Source organism: Sphingomonas morindae (assembly GCF_023822065.1).
Taxonomy (GTDB): domain Bacteria; phylum Pseudomonadota; class Alphaproteobacteria; order Sphingomonadales; family Sphingomonadaceae; genus Solisphingomonas; species Solisphingomonas morindae.
The window spans coordinates 2,708,020-2,724,106 of record NZ_CP084930.1; the positions used below are offsets into that span (position 1 = coordinate 2,708,020).

Annotated in this window: 16 protein-coding genes; 8 read left to right on the forward strand and 8 right to left on the reverse strand. The window is 69.6% G+C overall.

The genetic code is table 11. From position 1 onward, the window contains the following. Window positions 1–67 precede the first annotated feature (67 nt). The 3 genes from pth to LHA26_RS13285 form a co-directional block, all read right to left on the reverse strand. Entirely contained in the window at window positions 68–637 is a 570-nt protein-coding gene (gene pth / locus LHA26_RS13275) for an aminoacyl-tRNA hydrolase (protein WP_252166071.1), read from the reverse strand. 86 nt (window positions 638–723) lie between these two features. After that, window positions 724–1,344 carry a 50S ribosomal protein L25/general stress protein Ctc gene (locus LHA26_RS13280; protein WP_252166072.1) on the reverse strand — a complete coding sequence of 207 codons (621 nt, stop codon included), beginning with the start codon at window positions 1,342–1,344 and terminating at the stop codon, window positions 724–726. Window positions 1,345–1,464: 120 nt separating this feature from the next. Beyond that, on the reverse strand, window positions 1,465–2,376 hold the full coding sequence (locus tag LHA26_RS13285) for a TraB/GumN family protein (protein ID WP_252166073.1): 912 nt from the start codon (window positions 2,374–2,376) through the stop codon (window positions 1,465–1,467). 95 nt (window positions 2,377–2,471) lie between these two features. On the opposite strand from LHA26_RS13285, the gene LHA26_RS13290 reads away from it, so the two are divergent. Genes LHA26_RS13290 through LHA26_RS13305 form a run of 4 tightly spaced genes read left to right on the forward strand, consistent with a single transcriptional unit; the run spans window position 2,472 to window position 8,342 of the window. Then, complete coding sequence (locus LHA26_RS13290; RefSeq protein ID WP_252168393.1) at window positions 2,472–3,368, forward strand: glycine--tRNA ligase subunit alpha; 897 nt, start codon at window positions 2,472–2,474, stop codon at window positions 3,366–3,368. Continuing rightward, window positions 3,365–5,443, forward strand: coding sequence for a glycine--tRNA ligase subunit beta (gene glyS, locus LHA26_RS13295; protein WP_252166074.1), 2,079 nt, complete (start codon window positions 3,365–3,367; stop codon window positions 5,441–5,443). Before LHA26_RS13290 ends, glyS begins: the two co-directional genes overlap by 4 nt. A 2-nt stretch (window positions 5,444–5,445) precedes the next feature. Further along, entirely contained in the window at window positions 5,446–8,142 is a 2,697-nt protein-coding gene (gene ppdK / locus LHA26_RS13300; protein WP_252166075.1) for a pyruvate, phosphate dikinase, read from the forward strand. Further along, window positions 8,139–8,342, forward strand: a complete 204-nt coding sequence (locus LHA26_RS13305) for a hypothetical protein (RefSeq protein WP_252166076.1) — start codon at window positions 8,139–8,141, stop codon at window positions 8,340–8,342. The genes ppdK and LHA26_RS13305 overlap by 4 nt, the downstream gene beginning before the upstream one ends. 12 nt (window positions 8,343–8,354) lie before the next feature. On the opposite strand, the gene LHA26_RS13310 is transcribed toward LHA26_RS13305, so the two are convergent. Next, window positions 8,355–8,852 (reverse strand): helix-hairpin-helix domain-containing protein, encoded by a 498-nt coding sequence (locus LHA26_RS13310; protein WP_252166077.1) that lies wholly within the window; start codon window positions 8,850–8,852, stop codon window positions 8,355–8,357. A 199-nt stretch (window positions 8,853–9,051) separates the two neighbouring features. Between LHA26_RS13310 and LHA26_RS13315 the strand changes: the two genes are divergently transcribed. Beyond that, window positions 9,052–9,489 (forward strand): pseudoazurin, encoded by a 438-nt coding sequence (locus LHA26_RS13315; RefSeq protein ID WP_252166078.1) that lies wholly within the window; start codon window positions 9,052–9,054, stop codon window positions 9,487–9,489. 33 nt (window positions 9,490–9,522) lie between these two features. Here LHA26_RS13315 and LHA26_RS13320 read toward each other — a convergent pair whose 3' ends face one another. Together LHA26_RS13320 and LHA26_RS13325 are read right to left on the reverse strand one after the other, a co-directional pair. Further along, window positions 9,523–10,518, reverse strand: a complete 996-nt coding sequence (locus LHA26_RS13320) for an inorganic phosphate transporter (RefSeq protein WP_252166079.1) — start codon at window positions 10,516–10,518, stop codon at window positions 9,523–9,525. A gap of 3 nt (window positions 10,519–10,521) precedes the next feature. Further along, window positions 10,522–11,634: a DUF47 family protein gene (locus LHA26_RS13325; protein ID WP_252168394.1), complete on the reverse strand. Its 1,113-nt coding sequence runs from the start codon at window positions 11,632–11,634 to the stop codon at window positions 10,522–10,524. Window positions 11,635–12,017: 383 nt separating this feature from the next. Between LHA26_RS13325 and LHA26_RS13330 the strand changes: the two genes are divergently transcribed. From LHA26_RS13330 to LHA26_RS13340, 3 genes are read left to right on the forward strand one after another with little or no spacing between them, the layout of a single operon-like run. Next, complete coding sequence (locus LHA26_RS13330; protein ID WP_252166080.1) at window positions 12,018–12,722, forward strand: M23 family metallopeptidase; 705 nt, start codon at window positions 12,018–12,020, stop codon at window positions 12,720–12,722. 39 nt (window positions 12,723–12,761) lie between these two features. Beyond that, on the forward strand, window positions 12,762–13,100 hold the full coding sequence (erpA, locus tag LHA26_RS13335) for an iron-sulfur cluster insertion protein ErpA (RefSeq protein ID WP_252166081.1): 339 nt from the start codon (window positions 12,762–12,764) through the stop codon (window positions 13,098–13,100). 53 nt (window positions 13,101–13,153) lie between these two features. Next, the gene (locus tag LHA26_RS13340) at window positions 13,154–13,777 is read left to right on the forward strand and encodes a flavin reductase family protein (RefSeq protein ID WP_252166082.1); all 624 of its coding nucleotides are present in this window, start codon (window positions 13,154–13,156) and stop codon (window positions 13,775–13,777) included. A 46-nt stretch (window positions 13,778–13,823) separates the two neighbouring features. Here LHA26_RS13340 and LHA26_RS13345 read toward each other — a convergent pair whose 3' ends face one another. After that, a complete protein-coding gene (locus LHA26_RS13345; RefSeq protein ID WP_252166083.1) occupies window positions 13,824–14,099 on the reverse strand; it encodes a GNAT family N-acetyltransferase in 276 nt (91 codons plus the stop codon). Between the two features lie 7 nt (window positions 14,100–14,106). Continuing rightward, the gene (gene ftsH, locus LHA26_RS13350) at window positions 14,107–16,071 is read right to left on the reverse strand and encodes an ATP-dependent zinc metalloprotease FtsH (protein ID WP_252166084.1); all 1,965 of its coding nucleotides are present in this window, start codon (window positions 16,069–16,071) and stop codon (window positions 14,107–14,109) included. Window positions 16,072–16,087: the final 16 nt, after the last annotated feature.

The window sequence follows — 16,087 nt, forward strand, 5'->3', positions numbered from 1 at the left end:
TTGATCAAAAAAGTGCGCGGGCGGGCGATAGACGCTCTTGCCGGCAAGCGCCAGCCGCGCCGCGCGGTCAGGGCTGGAGGCGGAGCGCCACCTCGTTCATGAAGCGCGCATCCTCGCCGGCGGCGAGGCGCGGCGCCTCGGCGGCGACCGCGCCGAGCATGTCGGCCAGCGGGTCCATCTCGGCCTTGGCGTAATTGCCGAGCACATGGCCGGTCACCCGATCCTTGTGGCCGGGATGGCCGATGCCCAGCCGCACCCGGCGATAATCCTGCCCGCAATGGCGATCGATCGAGCGGAGCCCGTTATGCCCGGCGGCGCCGCCGCCGATCTTCACCTTCACCTTGAAGGCGGGCAGATCCAGCTCGTCGTGGAATACGGTGAGGGCGCCGGGATCGAGCTTGTAGAAGCGCGCCGCCTCGCCCACGGCAAGGCCGCTCTCGTTCATGAAGGTCGCGGGCTTGAGCAGCAGCACGCGCTCCAGGCCGATCCGGCCCAGCGCCGCCCAGCCGCGGAACTGCTTCTTCCAGGGATCGAAGCGCCAGCTTTCCGCGATCGCGTCGACCGCCATGAAGCCGACATTGTGGCGGTGCAGGGCATAGTCGCCCCCGGGATTGCCGAGGCCCACCCAGAGCTGCATGGCCCGCCTTTCCTAGCTCCCGGATACACGAACGGCGCGGAGGCCGGCCGGCGGGCCGGCGGCCTCCGCGCCGCGAGATACAGCGCTTAGGCGCCGGCGGTGTCGCCGGCGTCCTCGGCCTCGCCCTCGGCCGACTTCAGCGCCGACGGCGCGGTGATCGTCGCGACGGTGAAGTCGCGATCCTCGATCGCCGGCTTGGCGCCGCGCGGCAGCGCCACCGCCGAGATGTGGATCGAGTCGCCGACCTCATAGCCGGTCACGTCGACGACGATCTCGTCGGGGATCTCGGCCGCGTCGACGATCAGCTCCACCTCGTGGCGGACGATCGAGAGCACGCCGCCGCGCTTGATGCCGGGCGAGGCGTCTTCATTGGTGAAGCGCAGCGGCACCGCGACGGTGACGGTGCTGTGCTCGCCGATGCGCAGGAAATCGACGTGGAGCGGACGATCGCTGACCGGATGGAACTGCACGTCCTTGGGCAGGGTGCGGGTGACCTGGCCATCGGCCTCGATCATCACCACCGAGTTCATGAAGTGGCCGCTGCCGAGCGCCTTGGCGAGCTCGCGCTCGTTTAGGCTGATCGAGACGGGGGTCTTCTTGTCGCCATAGATGACGGCGGGAACGCGGCCTTCGCGGCGCAGATGGCGGGAGGCTCCCTTGCCAGCCCGATCGCGCGGCTCGGCCGACAGAGTCAGCTGATCGCTCATGATATGTCTCCGAACAAAAAACGCCGCGCAGGCCTCCAGGGATGACCCTGCCCGGCAAGCGGGCGCGCATAGGGCAAGTTCGCCGCCAAGGCAAGGCGCAGCGGCCTTGCGGCGTGCCGGCTATTGCACCCGGCGCGCGCGATAGCCCAGGCGCAGCAGCATCGCCTGCACCGAATCCGGGCCCACCAGATGGCCCGCGCCCACCGCCAGCAGCCCGGTCCCGGATTGTTTGAGGCGCGCCGCGATCAGCTGCGCCCAGCGCGCGTTGCGGCGCGCGATCAGCACCTTCCGCAGCGCGCCATCGGCTTTCATGTCCTTGTCGAAGCTGGCGCGGATGGCGCGCTCGTCGCCATGCGACCAGGCGCCGAGCATGCGCCCGAAATCGGCGGCGTCATCGTCCTTGCCGTCCACCACCGAGACGAGGAAGTCGCGCTGCTCGCCCTCGTCGAGCGTGTCGAAGAAGCCGAGCTGCTGGTCCAGCGTCTCCAGCCCCTCGACCGGCTTGCCGGCCGCGCGGAAGCTCGCCTTCAGCTGCTCCTCCACGCCATTGTCGCCGCTCACGCCCAGGCCGTTCACCGTCACGCCGAACAGCACCATCGCCGCCGCCCAGGTCTTCAGCCGGTCGAGCAGGGCCACCGGCACGCCCGCCTTGCCGGCCATCGTCACCAGCCGCGGCCGCAGCCGCACCGGCACGCGCTCGGTGATCGGCGGCAGCGGATGCGCGGCGGTGCCGAGCCGCATCAGCGCCTGCGCCGAACGCGGGTCGTCGCGATCGATGACCGCCTCGAGGACGAGCCGATCCGCGCGCGCGATGATCTGGCGCAGCGCCGGCGTCTGCCACTCGAAATGCGGCGGCAAAGCGTGGATGGTGCCGAACAGCCAGAGAGTCGCGTGCGGTCCGCGCACCTGCCACACGGCCGGCCGCACCGCCGGCGCGTGGCGCGGCGCGCGCGCCTCCAGCGCGGCCGCGCCAAGGGGCTGGAGCAGCGCCAGGGCCGCGGCGATGCCGGCACGCAAACGATACGCGATCATGGCGATGATCCCTACAGCGGCGGCGCCGCGCCACAAGTCCTAAACGCCGCGCCTTGCTTGACCGCTCGCCGGTGCTGCGCCAGAGCCACGGCGCCATGGCCGATCACCCTCTCAGCTTCCAGCGGCTGATCCTGACGCTCCACGATTATTGGAGCGCGCGGGGCTGCCTGATCCTGCAACCCTATGACATGGAGATGGGAGCGGGCACGTTTCACCCGGCGACCACGCTCCGCGCGCTCGGTCCGGAGCCGTGGAAGGCGGCCTATGTCCAGCCCTCGCGCCGCCCCACCGATGGCCGCTACGGCGAAAATCCCAACCGGCTCCAGCATTATTACCAATATCAGGTGGTGCTGAAGCCCTCGCCGGCGGATCTCCAGCAGCTCTATCTCGGCTCGCTCGCCGCGATCGGCATCGATTTCCACAAGCACGACATCCGCTTCGTCGAGGATGATTGGGAAAGCCCCACGCTCGGCGCCTGGGGGCTGGGCTGGGAAGTCTGGTGCGACGGTATGGAGGTGACGCAATTCACCTATTTCCAGCAGGTCGGCGGGTTCGATTGCAAGCCGGTGACGGGCGAGCTGACCTATGGGCTGGAGCGGCTCGCCATGTACATCCAGGGTGTCGACCGGGTGTATGATCTGCGCTTCAACGACGAGGGCGTCAGCTATGGCGATGTCTTTCTCGAGAACGAGAAGCAGATGTCGGCCTATAATTTTGAGGTCGCCAACACCGACGCGCTGTTCGATGCCTTCCGCAAGGCGGCGGCCGAATGCGAGGCGTGCCTCGCCCGCGGCCTGGCGCTGCCGGCCTATGAACAGGCGATCAAGGCCAGCCACAGCTTCAACCTGCTCCAGGCGCGCGGCGTGATCTCGGTGGCGGAGCGCCAGGCCTATATCGGCCGCGTGCGCGATCTCGCCAAGGGCAGCTGCGCCAAATGGATCGAGACCAACATGCCGCGCTGGCAGCAGGCCTTTCCGGGGTGGACGGCATGAGCGATTTTCTTCTCGAACTCCTCTCGGAGGAAATCCCCGCCCGCATGCAGGACAAGGCGGTCGCCGAACTGGAGCGGCTGTTTCTTGCCGAGATCGGCAAGGCCGGGCTCGCCCCGACGGCGATCGAGCGCTTCGTCACGCCGCGCCGGCTGGCGCTGATCGCGCGCGGCCTGCCGGAGGCGACCGAGCCGGTGCGTCAGGAGCTGAAAGGCCCGCGCGCCGATGCGCCCGAGGCCGCGATCGCGGGCTTTCTCGGCAAGACCGGGCTGCGGCGCGACCAGCTGGAGGCGCGCGTCGATGCCAAGGGCAATGCCATCCTCTTCGCCACGCTCGAAACGCCCGGCCGGCCCACCGCCGCGGTGCTTGCGGAGCTGGTGCCGGCGCTGATGCGCGGCTTCGCCTGGCCCAAGGCGATGCGCTGGGGCGAGGCCTCGCGCTCGACCGAGAGCCTGCGCTGGGTGCGCCCGCTCCAGGCGATCGTGGCGCTGTTCGGACGCGAGATCGTGCCCTGCGCGGTCGCCGGGATCGAGGCGGGGCGCGTCACCGCCGGGCATCGCTTTCTCCATAGCGGCGGCGTCTCCGTCGCAAGCCCCGACGCCTATGTCGACGCGCTGCGTGCCGCCTACGTGCTGGTGGATGCCGAGGAGCGGCGCCGGCTGGTGCGCGAGGGCGCCGCGCACGCCGCGCGCGAGGCGGGGCTGACACTTGTCGAGGATGAGGGGCTGGTGGCGGAAAATGCCGGCCTCACCGAATGGCCGGTGCCGCTGCTCGGCCGGTTCGATCCCGCCTTCCTCGCCGTGCCGCGCGAGGTGATCCAGCTCACGCTGCGCACCAACCAGAAATATTTTGTCTGCACCGAGGCGGACGGCGCGCTCGCCCCGGCCTTTGTCTGCACCGCCAACATCGCCGCCAGCGATGGCGGCGCCGCGATCGTCGCCGGCAATGCCAAGGTGCTTGCCGCGCGCCTCGCGGATGCGCGCTTCTTCTGGGAGCAGGATCTCAAGGTGCCGCTGGAGAGCCAGGCGGCGCGGCTGGGCGATATCGTCTTCCACCAGGATCTCGGCACGCTCGACGCCAAGGTCGAGCGGGTGGCGCGACTGGCGCGCGCGCTGGCCGAGCAGGGGCTGGTGCCGGGCGCCGATCCGGCGCTGGCGGAACAGGCGGCGCGGCTCGCCAAGGCCGATTTGGTGACGCAGATGGTCGGCGAATTTCCCGAGCTTCAGGGCGTGATGGGCGGCTATTATGCCGCCGCCGCCGGGCTCGATCCGCAGGTCGCCGAGGCCATTCGCGATCAGTACAAGCCGCTGGGTCAGGCCGATCCGGTGCCGACGGCGCCGGTCACGGTCGCGCTCAGCCTGGCGGACAAGCTGGATACGCTGAGCCGCTTCTTCGCCGCCGGCATTCGGCCGACGGGGTCCAAGGATCCGTTCGCGCTGCGCCGCGCGGCGGTGCAGATCATCGCGCAGATCCTCGCGAGCGGAATCCGCGCGCCGCTCGGGCGCCTGCTCGCGCTCGCCGCCGAGGCCGCCGACGCGCCGGCGGAGGATATGGCGACGCTGCTCGATTTCTTCGCCGATCGGCTCAAGGTGCAGCAACGCGAGGCGGGGATCCGCCACGATCTGATCGACGCCGTGTTCGCGCTGGGCGACGAGGATGATCTGGTCCGGCTGCTCGCGCGGGTGCGGGCGCTGCAGGGCTTCGTCGCTAGCGAGGAGGGCGCCGATCTGCTCGCCGGCACGCGGCGCGCCGCCAATATCCTGCGCGCCGAGGCCAAGAAGCAGGGTGGGGCGGTGCCCGCCTTTACCGGCTTCGCCTATGCGCCCGATCCCGCCGAGGCGGCGCTGGCCGAGGCGCTGGACGTCCAATTGCCAAAAGCGGAAGCAAGGATTGCAGAAGAAGAATTCGCGAAAGCGATGACAGCTTTGTCAATGATCCGCCCGCAGATTGACCGCTTTTTCGACGATGTTACGGTCAACACCGAAGACGAGGTACGGCGAACCACCCGATTGGCCCTGCTCGCGCGGCTGGTCGAGGCGACCCGAAAACTCGCGGATTTTTCACGTATAGAGGGATGACCATGGCCAGTTCCGCCGTCGCGACCGAAACCGATGCGCCCGCGCGCTATGTCTTCAGGTTCGGCGGCGGGGTTTCCGATGGCGGAGCTGGCGATCGCAACCTGCTGGGCGGCAAGGGCGCCAATCTCGCCGAAATGGCGTCGATCGGCCTGCCCGTGCCGCCGGGCTTCACCATCTCCACCGCGATGTGCAGCCGCTATTATGCGGAGGGCGAGCAATTTCCCGCCTCGCTGCGCGCCGAGGTGGCGGACGGCATTGCCCATATCGAGGCGGTGACCGGCAAGCATTTCGGCGATCCCGCCGATCCGCTGCTCGTCTCGGTGCGCTCGGGCGCCCGCGTCTCCATGCCCGGCATGATGGACACGGTGCTCAATCTCGGGCTCAACGACGAGACGGTGCAGGGCCTTGCCCGCGCCGCCGGCGATGAGCGCTTCGCCTGGGACAGCTATCGCCGCTTCATCCAGATGTATGCCGATGTGGTGCTGGAGCTGGATCACGGCGCCTTCGAGGAGGCGCTGGAGATCGCCAAGGAGGACAAGGGCTACACGCTCGATACCGAATTGGGCGCCGAGGATTGGAAGGCGCTGGTCGGCCACTATAAGGCGCTGGTCGAGGAGCAATGGGGCCGGCCCTTCCCGCAGCAGGTGGAGGATCAGCTCTGGGGCGCGGTGGGCGCGGTGTTCGGCTCCTGGCAATCGGAGCGCGCCAAGGTCTATCGCCGGCTCAACGATATTCCCGGCGATTGGGGCACCGCCGTCAACGTCCAGGCCATGGTCTTCGGCAATATGGGGGACAGCTCGGCCACCGGCGTCGCCTTCACGCGCGATCCCGGCACCGGCGAGCGCGCTTATTATGGCGAGTTCCTCATCAACGCGCAGGGCGAGGATGTCGTCGCGGGCATCCGCACGCCGCAATATCTCACCCGCGCCGCGCGCGAGGCCGCCAATGCCCGCGCGCCCTCGATGGAAGAGGCGATGCCCGCCGTCTATGGCGAGCTGGCGCGCGTGTTCGAGACGCTCGAAACCCATTATCGCGACATGCAGGACATCGAGTTCACCGTGGAGCGCGGCGCGCTCTGGATGTTGCAGACGCGCGCGGGCAAGCGCACCGCCAAGGCCGCGCTCAAGATCGCCGTCGACATGGCGCAGGAAGGGCTGATCGATCGCGAGACGGCGGTGCTGCGCGTCGATCCGCTCGCGCTCGACCAGCTGCTCCACCCCACGCTCGATCCCGAGGCGCCGCGCGACGTGGTGGCCAAGGGGTTGCCGGCCTCGCCCGGCGCCGCTTCGGGCCGGATCGTCTTCGATGCCGAGACGGCGGAGCAGCGCGCCAATGCGGGCGACAATGTCATCCTCGTCCGCATCGAGACCAGCCCCGAGGATATTCACGGCATGCACGCCGCGCGCGGTATCCTCACCGCACGCGGCGGCATGACCAGCCACGCCGCCGTGGTCGCGCGCGGCATGGGGCGGCCCTGCGTCTCGGGCGCGGGCAGCCTCGCCATCGATGCCAAGGCGCGCACGCTGCGCGTCGCCGGGCGCAGCTTCAAGGAAGGCGATATCCTCACCATCGACGGTGCCACCGGCGAGGTGATGGCCGGCGAGGTGGCGACGGTGCAGCCCGAGCTGGCGGGCGATTTCGGCACGCTGATGGCCTGGGCGGACGAAAAGCGCCGCCTCGCGGTCCGCGCCAATGCCGAAACCCCGCTCGATTGCCGCACCGCGCGCGAATTCGGCGCGGAAGGCATCGGTTTGTGCCGCACCGAGCACATGTTCTTCGAGGCGGGGCGGATCACCGCCGTGCGGCAGATGATCCTGTCGGACAGCGAGAAGGGCCGGCGCGCCGCGCTGGACCGGCTGCTGCCCGAGCAGCGCGCCGATTTTGTCGCCATCTTCGAGATCATGGCCGGGCTGCCGGTGACGATCCGCCTGCTCGATCCGCCGCTGCACGAATTCCTGCCGCACGAGGATGCCGAGTTCGAGGAAGTCGCCGCCGCCTCCGGCGTGGCGATCGAGAAGCTCCGCCAGCGCGCCGCCGAACTGCACGAGTTCAACCCCATGCTCGGCCATCGCGGCTGCCGGCTAGGGGTCACCTATCCCGAGATCTACGAGATGCAGGCGCGCGCCGTGTTCGAGGCGGCGGTGGATGTCGCCCGCCGCACGGGCGACGCGCCGATCCCGGAGATCATGGTCCCGCTGGTCGCCACGCGGCGCGAACTGGAATTGATGAAGGCGGTGATCGACGCCGCCGCCGCCGCCGTGTTCGCCGAGACCGGCCACACCATCACCTATCTGGTCGGCACCATGATCGAGCTGCCCCGCGCCGCGCTCAAGGCCGGCGAGATCGCGGAGATCGGCGAGTTCTTCTCGTTCGGCACCAACGATCTCACCCAGACGACGCTGGGCGTGAGCCGCGACGATGCCGGCCGCTTCCTCGCCACCTATGTCGAGAAGGGCATCTACGCCAAGGATCCCTTTGTCAGCCTGGACGTCGAGGGCGTGGGCGAGCTGATCGAGATGGCGGCGACGCGCGGGCGCGCGGCGCGGCCGGGGCTCAAGCTCGGCATTTGCGGGGAACATGGCGGCGATCCCGCCTCGATCGGCTTCTGCGAGACGATCCGCCTCGATTATGTCTCCGCCTCGCCCTATCGCGTGCCGATCGCGCGGCTGGCGGCGGCGCAGGCGGCGCTGCGCGCATGAGCCGGGGGATGGGGCGCGCGGCGCTGGTCGCGTCGCTGCTGCTGCTGGCCGGCTGCGCGAGCGGGCCCGGGCGCGGCGGCGAGGCGGGGCCGCCGGTGGGGGCCGCCGCACGCGCCCGGCACGGCGCCGATCCCATGGCGCGGCCGCCCGCCAATGTCGGCGAGGCCGAGGATCCGCCCGCCGCCACGCCGCCGCGCTAGGCGCGGCTCCGCTTAGAGAAAGCCGAGCTTGCGCGGCTTGTAGGGCGTGCCGTCGCGCAGCGCGGCGGCCTGTTCGCGCCAGTGGAGCCGCGCGATCGTGCCCGGCGCGAGGCGGGTACGCTCCTCGAGCAGCGCGGCATCGCTGTCGCTGAGCGCGGCGAGATCGGCATAGCCGTGGATGCCCGCCTCGTGCAGCCGCAGCGCGCGCTCCTCGTCGATGCCCTCGATCCGCGTCAGGCTCTCCGGCACCGGTGCCAGCGTGGCCGCGGGCGCGGCGGTGGCGGCGACGGGCGCGGCCGCCACCGGCGCGACGGCGGGGCGCCGCTCCAGCTCGACGGCGCGACGCTCGGCGGCGGTCAGCCGCGATTCGGCATCCACCCGCGCCGCCCGCTCGATCTCATATTGCCGGCGCCAGCGGCCGCCGCCGGAGCGCGAGACCAGCCCCAGCAGCCAGCCCAGGACCAGCACGAGCACCAGGATCGCCCATTGATTTGCGGTGAAGCCCATCATCGCAGCCTCCTCTATCGTGCGCGCAGAACCGACGAGCCGGGGCGCCGTTCCTCCGCCGCGGGCGGCCGGGCGGCCGGCGTCGCGCGAAAGGGGCTGACGGCGCGGCCCCGCTCGTGCCAAGCAGGGGGCCGACGCAGGTCTTCGCCGGCAAGAGCGCCCGGCCGCGTCGGGAGAGGCCTGTCTCCAGCGGAGTAGCGGAATGAGCGCATGGAATTACGGAGTTGCGGCGCTGGCGGCGGTGCTGCTGGCGGCGCCGGCGGCCGCCAAGGACATCGAAGTGAAGATGAAGAACCAGGGCGCCGGCGGCATCATGGTGTTCGAGCCCGCCTATGTGGCCGCCAATGTCGGCGATCGCGTGCATTTCGTGCCCACCGATCCCGGCCATAATGCCGAGCCGATCGAGGGCATGATCCCGGCCGGGGTGACCGCGCCGGCGGGCGCCGTGAACAAGGAATATGTGCTCACCCTCGCCAAGCCCGGCCTCTACGGCATCAAGTGCAAGCCGCATTTCTCGCTGGGCATGGTCGCGCTGGTGAAGGCGGGCAAGACGGCGCCCAACGCCGCGCAGGCCGCCGCCGTCAAGCTGCCGCCGCTCGCGGCGAAGCGCATGGCGCCGATGCTCGCCGCCGCGCGCTGAGCGCAAGGCCGAAGGGCGGCGCCGCGCCGTCCTTCAGCCGAGCCGCGTCACCACGGCATAGCTCAGCGCCGCGACCAGCGCCGCCGCCGGCAGCGTGACGACCCAGGCGACGACGATGCTGGACGCAACGTTCCACCGCACCGCCGAGAGCCGGCGCGAGGCGCCGACGCCGACGATCGCGCCGGTGATCGTGTGGGTGGTGGAAACGGGCACGCCCAGCCAGGTCGCGCCGAACAGGGTCAGCGCGCCGCCCGTCTCCGCGCAGAAGCCCTGCGCCGGGGTGAGGCGCGTGATCTTCGATCCCATGGTGTGGACGATCCGCCAGCCGCCCGCCAGCGTGCCCAGCGCCATGGCGCTCTGGCAGGCCAGCACCACCCAGAGCGGGATCGGCGCCTCCGCCGCGAGCCGGCCATGCGCGATCAACAGCGCCGCGATCAGCCCCATCGTCTTCTGCGCGTCGTTGCCGCCATGGCCCAGCGAATAGAGCGCGGCGGAAACGAGCTGGAGCTTGCGGAAGCGCCGGTCCACCATCAGCGGCGTGGCGCGGAGATTGGCCCAGGCGACGATCAGCACCAGCAGCAGCGCCAGCACCAGCCCCAGCGCGGGCGAGCCCAGAATGGCGATGATGGTGCGGCTCACGCCGGTCCATTCGATCACGCCGAGGCCGCCCTTGGCGATGCCCGCGCCGAGCAGCCCGCCGATCAGCGCATGGCTCGACGAGGAGGGGATGCCGAGCAGCCAGGTGACGATGTTCCACACGATCGCGCCCATCAACGCGGCGAAGATCACCTGCGAGTCGATGATGGCGGGGCTGACGATGCCCTTGCCCACCGTGTTGGCGACATGCAGCCCGAACACCAGAAAGGCGACGAAGTTGAAGAAGGCCGCCCAGAAGACCGCGTAGTGCGGCTTGAGCACGCGGGTGGAGACGACGGTGGCGATCGAGTTGGCGGCGTCGTGCAGGCCGTTGAGAAAATCGAAGGCGAGCGCCACGAGCACCAGCGCGATCAGCAGATGGAGGCTGTGCATGGCTCAGGCGTGATCGATCACGAGACCCTGGATCTCGTTCGCGACATCCTCGAACCGGTCGACCACCTTCTCGAGATGGCCGTAGAGTTCGCGCGCGACGAGATAGGCCATGGCGTCGGTGCCGGCGGCGCGGAAGGCGGCCTTGAGCCCGGCATCGTAGATCTCGTCGGCATGGCCCTCCAGCTGGATCAGCCGCGCGGTGAGTTCGTGCAGCCGCGCGGCATTGCGGCCGAGCGCGCGCAGCAGCGGCATGGCTTCCGCCGTCACCCGCGCCGCCTCCACGATGATGCCCGTCATGTCGCGCATCGCCTGAGGGAATTCGCCCACCTCGTAGAGCGCGATCGAGGCGGCGGTGGCGTTCATCTCGTCGATCGCGTCGTCCATCACGCCGATCAGCCCGGTGATGGCGCTGCGATCGAAGGGGGTGACGAAAATGCGCCGCACATCGTTCAGCACCTCGCGGGTGATGTCGTCGGCGTCATGCTCGCGCCGCACGATTTCCGAGATATGGCCGGCCATTTCGGGGCCGCCGCGCAGCGCCAGCGCCAGCGCCTCGGCGCCCGCCACCAGCGTCGCCGCATGCGCCTCGAACTGCTCGAAGAACCGACCTTGCTTGGGGAGCAGCGCGTGAAACCATTTGAGCATCGGAACCCTTTCTCGCGCCTTCGCCTGCACCGCCGGGATCATTCGCGCGGCGAGGCCGGCGGGCGGGGGCGGCGCGCGGAAGCCCGCGATCAGCCGGGCGAGGTCCGGCTCGCCGATCGCCGCCGCCGCATCGCTCAGGCTGAACCAGCGCGTCTCGCGCTCGTCCTGCTCGGGCCACTCCTCGGCCTGCTCGACAAAGGCCAGCGGAAACACCGCGACGGACACGTCGCGCGTGGTGCCATTCTTGCGCCGCTTGGCATAGCGATATTCGCCGATCGCGGTCGGGCAGGGGATGCCGCTGATCCCGGCTTCCTCAAAGGCTTCGTGCGCCGCCGCCTCGTGCCAGGCGAGCCCCTTGATGAGGTTGCCCTTGGGCACCACCCAGCGGCGCGTCTCGCGCGAGGTGATCAGCATCACCTCGGCGCGGCCGTCGGCGGTGATGCGGTAGGGAAGTGCTGCAATCTGCCGGATGATCAGGATCCTTCTTTCGCGCCGCTCTGCCGTGGCCGACCGCTTCGCGCAATTACCCAGGTGACGAAGCCTGCGTCCTTCGGTGTCGCCGCTGCGCGCCGGAGCGGTCGGGCGAAGGCCGCGATCGGCTCGACCTAAGTCTTATCCGATGAGCGCCATTCACGGGGCGTTAAACGCTTCGACGCAGCGCACACGCACTTGGCCGCGCCGGCCGGCCAGTGGCCTTGCCCGATTAACGATTGCCCGTCATGCAACAGGCGTACCGAGAGCGGAGGGGGCTCCAGCAATCGGAAACGCAAGCGGGCGGCACGACAGGCCACCGCGACTAGGTGCGGGGTTGAGCCATCGTGACGATGTTTTCCGTTGTTCGTCAGAATGTTCCTATGAACCGATGGTTCCGTTTGGGCGGCGCGGCGCTGGCCGCGGCGCTGATCGCCGGGCCCGCCCTGGCGGGAGATCTCGCCGCCGGCACCACCGCCAGCGTCGGCGCGGTCGATGCCGTGTCCACCAGCGCGCTCGGCGCCAAGAGCGATCCGGTGTTCCGGTCGCTGTTCGACAGCTGGAAGACGATGGATGCGGTGCCGAGCGGCGGGCTCGTCTCGGTGCCCTCGCAGAAGCCGGTCAAGGAATTCCGCTACACCTCCTCCTTCGGCGTCCGCTCGGATCCGTTCCAGGGCACGGCGCGCATGCATGCCGGGCTCGACATGGCGGCGCCGCTGGGCACGCCCGTCTACGCCACCGCCGATGGCCTGGTGGCGCGCGCCGAACACACCTCGGGCGGCTACGGCAATCTCATCCAGCTCGAGCATGGCAAGGGGCTGGAGACGCGCTACGGCCACCTTTCGCAGATCCTCGTCCATTCGGGCCAGCGCGTGCATCGCGGCGATCTGATCGCGCTGATGGGCTCCACCGGCCGGTCCACCGGAAGCCATCTCCATTATGAGGTGCGGATCGATGGCCGCGCCGTCAATCCCATGCCCTTCCTGCAATCGGCCGACTATCTGATGGCGCTGCAGAACCGCCAGCCCTTCGCGCCGGCCGATGCGCGCATGGCGATGGGCGGCCCCGAGGATGGCGCGGCGGACTGATCGCTTGCGGCGCTCCCCTGGCGCGCCTATTTTCCGCTCATGGCTACGCTCGCTTCCGACATCGATCTGACCCCGGCCGCCGCCGCCCGGGTCGCCGCCATCGCCGCCCGCCAGGGCAAGGCGGCGCGGCTCCGCCTCTCGGTCGAAGGCGGCGGCTGCGCCGGCTTCCAATATGTCTTCGGCCTCGCCGACAGCGTCGAGGCGGACGATATCGCGGTCACGCGCGACGGCGTGACGCTGCTCGTCGATTCGACCAGCCTCGATCTCGTGCGCGGCGCCTCGGTCGATTATGTCGAAAGCCTGGGTGGCGCCGCCTTCCGCGTCGAAAATCCGCAGGCCGCCTCGGGCTGCGGCTGCGGCACCAGCTTCTCGATCTGAACGGACCGGCCGCGCCCGTTCCGGCGCGCGGCCTCAAGGGGGAGGGCGGCGCCATGAGCCCGGCCGATTTTCACAGCTATGAACCGCGCGCAGGCCATGGCCTCGCCCATGATCCCTTCAATTCCATCGTCGGCCCGCGCCCGATCGGCTGGGTGTCGACGCGCAGCGGCGAGGGGCATGATAATCTCGCACCCTACAGCTTCTTCAACGCCTTCAACTATGTGCCGCCGATCATCGGCTTTTCCAGCGCGGGCTGGAAGGACAGCATCGCCAATCTCCACGAGAACGGCGTGTTCGCCTGGCACCTCGCGACGCGGCCGCTGGCCGAGGCGATGAACGCGAGCGCGGCCATGGTGCCGCGCGATGTCGACGAGTTCGCGCTGGCGGGCCTGACCGCGGTGCCCTGCGATCTCATCCCCGCCTCCCGCGTCGCGGAGAGCCCGGTCTGCTTCGAATGCAAGGTGACGCAGATCATCCAGCTGCGCACCGCCGAGGGCGATCCGGTCACGAGCTGGTTGACCTTGGGCGAGGTGGTGAAGGTGCATATCGCGCGCGCGCTGCTGCGCGACGGCATCTATGATACGCTCGCCGGCCAGCCGATTTTGCGCGGCGGCGGCCCGCTCGATTATTTCGAGATCAACGCCGCCGGCAAGTTCGAGATGCGCCGGCCCGGGTAGCGCCGGCCCGGTGAGTGCGGGCCCTGTGAGCGCCCGCCCGCCCGCGTCAGAGCAGGTCCCGCGTCTCCGGATGGCGATCCATATAGGCCGCCACGAAGGCGCAGACCGGCCGCACGGTGCGGCCGTGCGCGCGGCAATCTTCCAGCGCCGCCGCCACCAGCCGCGAGCCTAGGCCCTGTCCTTCCAGCGGCGCCGGCACCACCGTGTGGGTGAAGACGCGCACCGATCCCTCGTCGCGATATTCGGCGAAGGCGAGATCGCCCTCCACCGCCAGCTCGTAGCGGTGAAGGGCGCTATTGTCGGCCACGTCGCCGGCGGTCATGGCGCGCTCAGGCGCCCTGCGGCGCCGGCGTGCCCCAGGCGCCGCCGCCGGGGCGCCGCGTCTTGGGGATGGAGGTGCCGCTCACCGGGCGCGGGCTCGGCGTCGAGGGACGATCGTCGCGGCCGATATCCTCGCCGCGGATCGCGCGCTTGGATTCCTCGCCGGTGAGCGTCTCATATTCGAGCAGGGCGGTGGCGAGCCGGTGCAGCTCGTCGAGATTGTCGGACAGCACGCGACGCGCGGTGGTCTCGCCTTCCTCGACGAGGCGCCGCACCTCGGCATCGATCAGCCGCGCCGTCTCCTCGCTCATCTGCTGGTTGCGCGCCACCGAGTGGCCGAGGAACACCTCGTCCTGATTGTCGCGGTAGCGCAGCCAGCCGAGCCGCTCGGACATGCCATATTCCATCACCATCGCGCGGGCCATGTCGGTGGCCTGCTGGATGTCGTTGGACGCGCCCGTGTTGAGGCTGTCGGCGCCGTAGATCAGCTGCTCGGCGATGCGACCGCCGAAGCAGAGCGCGAGCCGCGCCTTCATCTGCTTCATCGACATCGAGTAGCGATCGCGCTCGGGCAGGTTCCAGGTCACGCCCAGCGCGCGGCCGCGCGGGATGATGGTGACCTTGTGGAGCGGATCGCAGCCATCGACATGGAGCGAGACGAGCGCGTGGCCGGCCTCGTGATAGGCCGTTGCCTTCTTCTCCTCCTCGGTCATCACCATGGACTTGCGCTCGGCGCCCATCATCACCTTGTCCTTGGCCTCCTCGAATTCGCGCATGGCGACGAGGCGCTTGGACTTGCGGGCGGCGAGCAGCGCCGCCTCGTTGACGAGATTGGCGAGATCGGCGCCGGAGAAGCCCGGCGTGCCGCGCGCGATGGTGCGGACGTTCACGTCGGGCGCGACCGGGATCTTCTTCATGTGGACCTGAAGGATCTTCTCTCGGCCGTCGATATCGGGGCGCGGCACCACCACCTGCCGGTCGAACCGGCCGGGGCGCAGCAGCGCGGGATCGAGCACGTCGGGGCGGTTGGTCGCGGCGACGATGATGATGCCCTCATTGGCCTCGAACCCGTCCATCTCGACGAGCAGCTGGTTGAGCGTCTGCTCGCGCTCGTCATTGCCATTGCCCAGCCCGGCGCCGCGATGGCGGCCGACCGCGTCGATCTCGTCGATGAAGACGATGCACGGCGCGTTCTTCTTGGCCTGTTCGAACATGTCGCGCACGCGGCTGGCGCCGACGCCGACGAACATCTCGACGAAGTCCGAGCCCGAAATGGTGAAGAAGGGCACACCCGCCTCGCCGGCGATGGCACGGGCGAGCAGCGTCTTGCCGGTGCCGGGCGATCCGACCAGCAGCGCGCCCTTCGGGATCTTGCCGCCCAGCCGGGCGAACTTGGTGGGATCCTTCAGGAAGTCGACGATCTCCTGAAGCTCCTCGCGGGCCTCGTCGATGCCGGCGACATCATCGAAGGTGACGCGGCCATGCTTTTCGGTGAGCAGCTTGGCGCGCGACTTGCCGAAGCCCATCGCGCCCGAGCCCGCATTCTTCTGCATCTGGCGCATCACGAAGAAGGCGATGCCGAGGATCAGCAGGAAGGGCAGCGCCTGGTAGAGCAGCAGCAGCCACACGCTGGTCTGCTCCTCGGGCTTGGCGCGGAAGCGCACGCCATGCGCCTGGAGACGCTGCACGAGCTGCGCGTCGCCCGGCGAATAGGTGCGGAAGGCCTGGTCGTTGCCGATCTTGCCGGTGATCTGGTCGCCGGCGATGACGACCTCCTTCACCGAGCCGTCATCCACCTTGGCGAGGAAGTCCGAATAGGGGATCGGCTCGCCCGCGCGGCCATCGCGCATGCCGCCATCGAAGAGCGACACGAAGAGGAACAATGCGCCGACGATGGCGAACACGACCAGCATGTTCTTCATCCAGGCGTTGGTGCTGCCGCCCTGGGGCTCTTTGTCGTCCTTGTCGCTCATCACCGTTCCTACTGGA

What these genes read in the sequence shown, in the direction of transcription:
- pth (WP_252166071.1), bottom strand. Translation starts at nt 637, where the DNA reads ATGCAGCTCTGGGTGGGCCTCGGCAATCCCGGGGGCGACTATGCCCTG.
- LHA26_RS13310 (WP_252166077.1), bottom strand. Translation starts at nt 8,852, where the DNA reads ATGATGGGCTTCACCGCAAATCAATGGGCGATCCTGGTGCTCGTGCTG.
- ppdK (WP_252166075.1), top strand. Translation starts at nt 5,446, where the DNA reads ATGGCCAGTTCCGCCGTCGCGACCGAAACCGATGCGCCCGCGCGCTAT.
- LHA26_RS13305 (WP_252166076.1), top strand. Translation starts at nt 8,139, where the DNA reads ATGAGCCGGGGGATGGGGCGCGCGGCGCTGGTCGCGTCGCTGCTGCTG.
- LHA26_RS13280 (WP_252166072.1), bottom strand. Translation starts at nt 1,344, where the DNA reads ATGAGCGATCAGCTGACTCTGTCGGCCGAGCCGCGCGATCGGGCTGGC.
- LHA26_RS13330 (WP_252166080.1), top strand. Translation starts at nt 12,018, where the DNA reads ATGAACCGATGGTTCCGTTTGGGCGGCGCGGCGCTGGCCGCGGCGCTG.
- LHA26_RS13340 (WP_252166082.1), top strand. Translation starts at nt 13,154, where the DNA reads ATGAGCCCGGCCGATTTTCACAGCTATGAACCGCGCGCAGGCCATGGC.
- LHA26_RS13290 (WP_252168393.1), top strand. Translation starts at nt 2,472, where the DNA reads ATGGCCGATCACCCTCTCAGCTTCCAGCGGCTGATCCTGACGCTCCAC.
- ftsH (WP_252166084.1), bottom strand. Translation starts at nt 16,071, where the DNA reads ATGAGCGACAAGGACGACAAAGAGCCCCAGGGCGGCAGCACCAACGCC.
- LHA26_RS13315 (WP_252166078.1), top strand. Translation starts at nt 9,052, where the DNA reads ATGAGCGCATGGAATTACGGAGTTGCGGCGCTGGCGGCGGTGCTGCTG.
- glyS (WP_252166074.1), top strand. Translation starts at nt 3,365, where the DNA reads ATGAGCGATTTTCTTCTCGAACTCCTCTCGGAGGAAATCCCCGCCCGC.
- LHA26_RS13320 (WP_252166079.1), bottom strand. Translation starts at nt 10,518, where the DNA reads ATGCACAGCCTCCATCTGCTGATCGCGCTGGTGCTCGTGGCGCTCGCC.
- erpA (WP_252166081.1), top strand. Translation starts at nt 12,762, where the DNA reads ATGGCTACGCTCGCTTCCGACATCGATCTGACCCCGGCCGCCGCCGCC.
- LHA26_RS13285 (WP_252166073.1), bottom strand. Translation starts at nt 2,376, where the DNA reads ATGATCGCGTATCGTTTGCGTGCCGGCATCGCCGCGGCCCTGGCGCTG.
- LHA26_RS13345 (WP_252166083.1), bottom strand. Translation starts at nt 14,099, where the DNA reads ATGACCGCCGGCGACGTGGCCGACAATAGCGCCCTTCACCGCTACGAG.